Here is a 5,827-nt window from a genome sequence, read left to right as displayed (position 1 = left end):
ATTTGTAATTAAATCACATCCACAGGCTTCTTTGTTATTCTGAGCAAATTCTGCAAATGGTTCCAAATAATCCATATCTCCATTTAAAGCTGCTGTAATTACATTAACTATTAATTCTGGTGATGGTGGGCATCCAGGAATTGCCAAATCAACTTTTATTACATCCCCAATTGCAGTATATGATGCATGCGTTGGTTTTGACATTTGTCCCCCTCTACAATACCTCAGGACACCTCCGGTTGATGCACATGCTCCCAGTGCAATCACGATTTTTGCTTTTTCCCTAGTTTCAAGAATATCCTTCATGGAATGGTTATCATCTAAACAAACCCCTCCTTCCACAAGTGCAATATCTATATTGTCTGGAATATTCCTTTCAATTAATATTTTATCATCAGTTTCTTTTATTTCGGTTTTTTCATCCATTAATGTTAATGAATAAACTAAATCTATATTATCCAAAATGTCCAAAAGCTTTTCATAAGTATCCGTTAAGGATATTAAACATCCAGTGCACCCACTCATGTGGATATGTGCCACCCTGACCATTTTTTCACCTCATTATATACAATATTAATCAATATAAATATTTTAAAGTTGTAATTCCTCTAAAACCATATTTACTGCGTTATTGATTGATTTTTTTACTTCTTTTGATAATTCAAGACATATATCTGGTGCGGTCATGTTTTTTATTTGGCATCCAATAACTACAACATCAATTTTGTATTTTTCATTAAGTTCATTTAACATTCCTGCAAGTGGCATGTCATGGGCATCTACCCGATATTTCTCAATATTTGGTAAATCCTTAGGGTGTAGTTTTATCAATTCCCCAGCTTTCAAACCGTATTCTATTGCATCTATTATTACAATCTTTTTTATTGGTGTATTTTCATCAATTAAAGACAGTATAAAGTGAGATGCACCAGTTCCCGCATCTATTATCTCTATTTTATTGGAATTCAAGATTGGATTTTTTTCTTTCATTTTATTTAATTCATTTATTACCGTATATCCAAATCCATCGTCTCCAAATAATATATTTCCACATCCAAGAACTAGAACTTCTTTATTTAGGTAATTGGGCATATTCCACCTTAATTAGTTATTTATCGAATTTTATTACTTTTAATTACTTTATTTTGTTAGTTATTCATTTTTATCTACTGGATGAATTTTTCATCAACTGTTTTGTTATCATAATCCTTAACAATCATGTGAGTTGCACAGGAAACGCACGGGTCATAAGCCCTAACAACATGTTCTGCAAACTTATAATGGCTTCCTTCAATTGCTTTACCAATTAATGGAATATTCCATGTTGTAGCGACAATTGCGTTGTAGTATGTTATCCTTCCGTTTTTATCAATTGAAGCTTGATGGGTGTTGTGTCCCCTTGCTGCTTCATGAACACCTAATCCTATTTTTTCACCATCTCCAATTACTGGTTCATCCGATAGGGTTTTCCCATTTACATTTAATTCATCAATAATTTCCAATGCCCGCTTAACATGGACAATCATTTCATAAGCCCTTGCTACATGTATAGCCATAGCTCCCTTTTCCTTAAAATCAAAGAATTTGTTAAATCTCGCTCTGGGTCCAACCTCTGCCAATCTTCCATTTAAAGTAGGAATTGTTGTTGATGCCTGAATTGCCACATCTCTATCATAGACATCAAACGGAGTATATTCTACGACATTATCTTGGTCAATCTTTGTTCTATCCCCATAGGTGGGGTGGGTAGCTATGTATCCAAAATCGTGGTATCCGAGTTTTTCTGGGAGCTCTGTTCCATCAACTAATGTTTTATTTTCGAATATTGGAATTAAATAATCTATCTGTTCCTTTGCAAGTTTTTCATATTCTTTGCATTTGTAGTATATTTTTGATTTAACACTTTCTGTAATATTCTTTGCCATCCCTCCAATCATTATATTTGGTGGATGTATTGCTTCACCTCCTACAACATCGCAGATATACTGTCCTACTTTTCTCATTGCTTGAACTCTCTTGATGAACTCAGATTTATCCTTTTCAGGCACGAAATCAGGCGAAATTAAGAATTGGTGAAGTGGATGAGAATGCATTTTGTTTCCAATTCCGAGTAATTCCCTTAACAATAGTCCATCCTTTGGAGGAGTAATGTTGCAGGCATCTTCAATTGCCTCAGCTGATGAAATTCCATGTGCAGCTTGACAGATTCCACAGAATCTCATCACAGCAAGCGGTGCGAATTCCGCTGGTTTTCCAACTAAAAATTTTTCAAAACCCCTTACTGGTGTTACACTTAAATAGGCTCCTTTTTCTACAATTCCTTCATCATCTATTTTTAAAACTAGTTTTGTATGGCCTTCATGCCTTGTTGTTGGATTTATTTCCACAATTTTCCCCATGGAATCACCACATATATTATATTAAAATAATTAATATATTATTTAATTAGTTAATTGATATTTAAAAAACTAATATATATATTATTAATTATAATATATTTAAAATACTGTTATTTATTCAAAATAGAAAGATATATATATTAAAACAAAAATCCGAGTTTATATGATTTAAATAATACTAATTAAATAAAAATAATATTAAATGTTCTTTTTTTGTAAAATATTATTAAAATTATTAAAAAATTTTTAAATAAACTTAAATAGTTTAAATGATTTTAAATGACTATATAAGTTTTACTATTTGATTTTAAATATATTATTATATATATTACAAACTTTAAAATCAGTATTAGATTATGTAATAAACATATTAACATTTTTAATAGGTGATAAAATGTCCGACTGGGAACCAAAAATAATAGGATTTTGTTGCAACTGGTGTACCTATGGTGGAGCAGATACAGCAGGAGTGGGAAGGATGCAATATCCTCCAAGTATTAGAATAATAAGAGTTATGTGCTCTGGAAGAATAGAACCATCCCTAATTTTAAAGGCATTTAGTGAAGGAGCAGACGGCGTTTTTGTTGGAGGATGCCACTTGGGAGATTGCCACTATGATGCTGGAAACTACAAATGGCAAAGAAGGGCTATGTTTTTAAAGGATTTACTTCCAGAATTAGGCATCGAACCAGAAAGATTTAGATTCGAGTGGATTTCAGCATCAGAAGGTGAAAAATTCCAAAAAACAATGATTGAGGTATATAATACAATAAAATCATTAGGACCTTTGAAATTAAAAGAAAAATTAGAAGAATAATGAAGAATAATATAATTAGATGCATAATTGATAAATGGTGATTAAATGGTAAAAATAGCAACAACCTGGCTGTGCTGTTGTTCTGGATGTCATATAAGTTTGTTAGATTTACACGAGGAGCTCCTAAATATATTGGATAAGGTTGAGCTCGTTCATTGTCCAGTTCTAATGGATGTTAAAGAAATTCCTGAGAATGTAGATATTGCATTGATTGAAGGAGGGATAAGAAATAAAGAAAACGAAGAAATAGCAAAGGAAATGAGGAAAAAGGCAAAAATAGTTATAGCATTTGGCAGCTGTGCAGGATTCGGCGGTGTTCCTGGATTGGGGAACCTATACTCAAATGAAGAGATATTGAACAAGGTCTATAAAACAACATTAACAACGGAAAACGAAAAAGGCATTATTCCAGACGAAGAAGTTCCAGAATTAACTTCAAGAGTTAAACCTCTATCAAATGTTATAGATGTGGATTTTGTTATACCTGGATGCCCTCCGGAACCTGAGCTCATAGCAAAAGTATTGACTGCACTGCTGGAAGGGAAAACTCCAGAATTGCCAAAGAATAACCTCTGTGAGGAATGTCCAAGAAAGAAAAGTAAAGAGGGAGTTTCAATTGCAACACTAAAAAGAAAGTTCAAAGGAACACCCGACCCAGAAAAATGCCTGTTAGAACAGGGATATCTATGTATGGGACCTGCAACAAGGGCAGGGTGTGGTGCAAGATGTCCAAGAGTTGGAATCCCATGTGCTGGATGTAGCGGACCAGCAGGAAATATTGTAGATCAGGGGGCAAAGATGATTTCTGCGTTGTGTTCTGATTATGGTGTTGATAAAGATAAAGAAGTAAATCCCACAATACTTCCAAAATCAATAGAGGATAAAATAGGATGTTTTTATAAATTTACGCTTCCGAGTGCTTTGATTCCTGTTAAATTAAGAAGGAATGAGTAATATAATTAATATTAAAATAATGGTGATGTAAAATGGTAAAATTATCAGTTGAACCAGTTACAAGGGTTGAAGGGCATGGGAAGATAACTGTGTCTTTTGATGAAAGTGGAAATCTGGACAAAGTTCATTTTCATGTGGTGGAGGTTAGAGGTTTTGAAAAATTTTTGGAAGGAAGATATATCGAAGATGCACCAACCTATACTCCAAGAATCTGCGGAATATGTCAAGTATCTCACCACCTTGCAAGTGCAAAAGCGGTGGATAATGTATTTGGAGTAAAAATTCCTGAAACAGCAAATCTTTTAAGAAATTTAATGCACCAAGGGGCAACAATCCACAGTCATGCACTGCATTTTTATGCCCTTGGAGCTCCTGATTTAATGTATCCAACAACAGAGGATATTTTAAAAAGAAATTTATTGGGCATAGCAAAAGAAAACCCTGAAATTGTTAAAGAAGCGATAGAATTGAGAAAAATAGGCCAAACCATTGTAAAAACAATTGGAGGAAGGGCAATCCACCCAGCCACAGCAGTTGTTGGAGGTCAGTCAAAACCATTGAAAGAAGAAGAAAGGGATGAATTATTAAAATTATCGGATAGAGCGATAGAATTATCTGAAAAATCCATAGAAATAGGTAAAAAGTTAATTGAGAATATAAAAGAAAATGATTTAATGGACATAGGGTATTTTGAATCCTACCATGCAGGTATGGTAAATGATGGAACACATGAGCTCTATGATGGAAAAATTAGGGTAGTTAATCCAAAAGGAAAAACCGAATATGAATTTGACCCTGCTGAATATACAAATTATATTGCCGAGGGAGTTAGGCCATATTCCTACTTGAAATTTCCATACTTAAAGGATAAAGGGGAAGAAGAAGGAGTTTATAGAGTAAATACCCTGTCAAGACTTAATGTTTCAGACAAAATGGCAACACCGTTGGCACAAAAATACTATGAAGAATTTATTAATGAGTTTGGAAAACCGTGCCACTATCCAATATTGTTTAATTATGCAAGATTGATAGAGCTCCTATCAAGTGCTGAAAAAACAAAAGAACTTTTAGAGAATGATAAAATTGTTGATACAGACATAAGAACAGAACCTGATGATGTAGTTGGTGAAGGAGTAGGATGTGTCGAGGCTCCAAGGGGAACTTTAATCCACCACTTTAAAACAGATGATAAGGGAATTATTAAGGATGCCAACTTGGTTGTTGCAACAGTTCAAAACAATCCTGCAATGGATATTGGAGTTAGAAAGGTTGCTGAAAAATACTTAAAAACACCAGAGGATGCAACACCACAGGTTTTAAATTACATGGAAATGGTAATTAGAGCTTATGACCCCTGTTTGTCCTGTGCAACCCATGTAATAGGTAATAATGACAGCAATCTATCACTGGAAGTGTATAAAGAAAATAAACTGGTTAAATCAATAAGGGTATAATTTACGGTTATTTATGTGAAACTTCGGCTATATTAAAAACTCAAAAGGTGTTTTACATTGGAAGGAATAAAGATTCAAGAGGATGCATGCTTAGTATGCAATGCATGTAAGGCTGTCTGTCCAACAGATGCCATAGAGATAGCCCCCTTTAAGACATGCACACTATGCATGCAATGCGTTGAAGTATGTCCAACAGGGGCTCT

The 5,827-nt window shown here is 33.8% G+C and carries 7 protein-coding genes; 4 read left to right on the top strand and 3 right to left on the bottom strand.

The window, feature by feature from the left end:
* From F7B34_RS07215 to frhA, 3 genes are all read right to left on the bottom strand, one after another.
* The coding region (locus F7B34_RS07215) for a coenzyme F420 hydrogenase subunit gamma (protein WP_292461157.1) at positions 1 to 549 on the bottom strand (549 nt) is incomplete at its 3' end.
* 42 nt (positions 550 to 591) lie between these two features.
* Positions 592 to 1,092 (bottom strand): coenzyme F420-reducing hydrogenase, FrhD protein, encoded by a 501-nt coding sequence (gene frhD / locus F7B34_RS07210; RefSeq protein ID WP_292461156.1) that lies wholly within the window; start codon positions 1,090 to 1,092, stop codon positions 592 to 594.
* Between the two features lie 74 nt (positions 1,093 to 1,166).
* Positions 1,167 to 2,399, bottom strand: a complete 1,233-nt coding sequence (frhA, locus tag F7B34_RS07205) for a coenzyme F420 hydrogenase subunit alpha (protein WP_292461155.1) — start codon at positions 2,397 to 2,399, stop codon at positions 1,167 to 1,169.
* A gap of 394 nt (positions 2,400 to 2,793) precedes the next feature.
* On the opposite strand from frhA, the gene F7B34_RS07200 reads away from it, so the two are divergent.
* The 4 genes from F7B34_RS07200 to F7B34_RS07185 form a co-directional block, all read left to right on the top strand.
* Positions 2,794 to 3,216 (top strand): hydrogenase iron-sulfur subunit, encoded by a 423-nt coding sequence (locus F7B34_RS07200; RefSeq protein WP_292461154.1) that lies wholly within the window; start codon positions 2,794 to 2,796, stop codon positions 3,214 to 3,216.
* Between the two features lie 45 nt (positions 3,217 to 3,261).
* A complete protein-coding gene (locus tag F7B34_RS07195; protein ID WP_292461153.1) occupies positions 3,262 to 4,170 on the top strand; it encodes a F420-nonreducing hydrogenase in 909 nt (302 codons plus the stop codon).
* 32 nt (positions 4,171 to 4,202) lie between these two features.
* On the top strand, positions 4,203 to 5,624 hold the full coding sequence (locus F7B34_RS07190) for a Ni/Fe hydrogenase subunit alpha (protein WP_292461152.1): 1,422 nt from the start codon (positions 4,203 to 4,205) through the stop codon (positions 5,622 to 5,624).
* 57 nt (positions 5,625 to 5,681) lie between these two features.
* Positions 5,682 to 5,827: 4Fe-4S binding protein (locus tag F7B34_RS07185; protein WP_292460805.1), on the top strand; the 146-nt coding region annotated here is incomplete at its 3' end.

Source organism: Methanothermococcus sp., assembly GCF_015523155.1.
Classification (GTDB): domain Archaea; phylum AGJL01; class Methanococci; order Methanococcales; family Methanococcaceae; genus Methanofervidicoccus.
The sequence above is the reverse complement of the archived record's forward strand: the minus strand, read 5'-3'. Positions and strand labels throughout refer to the sequence as shown.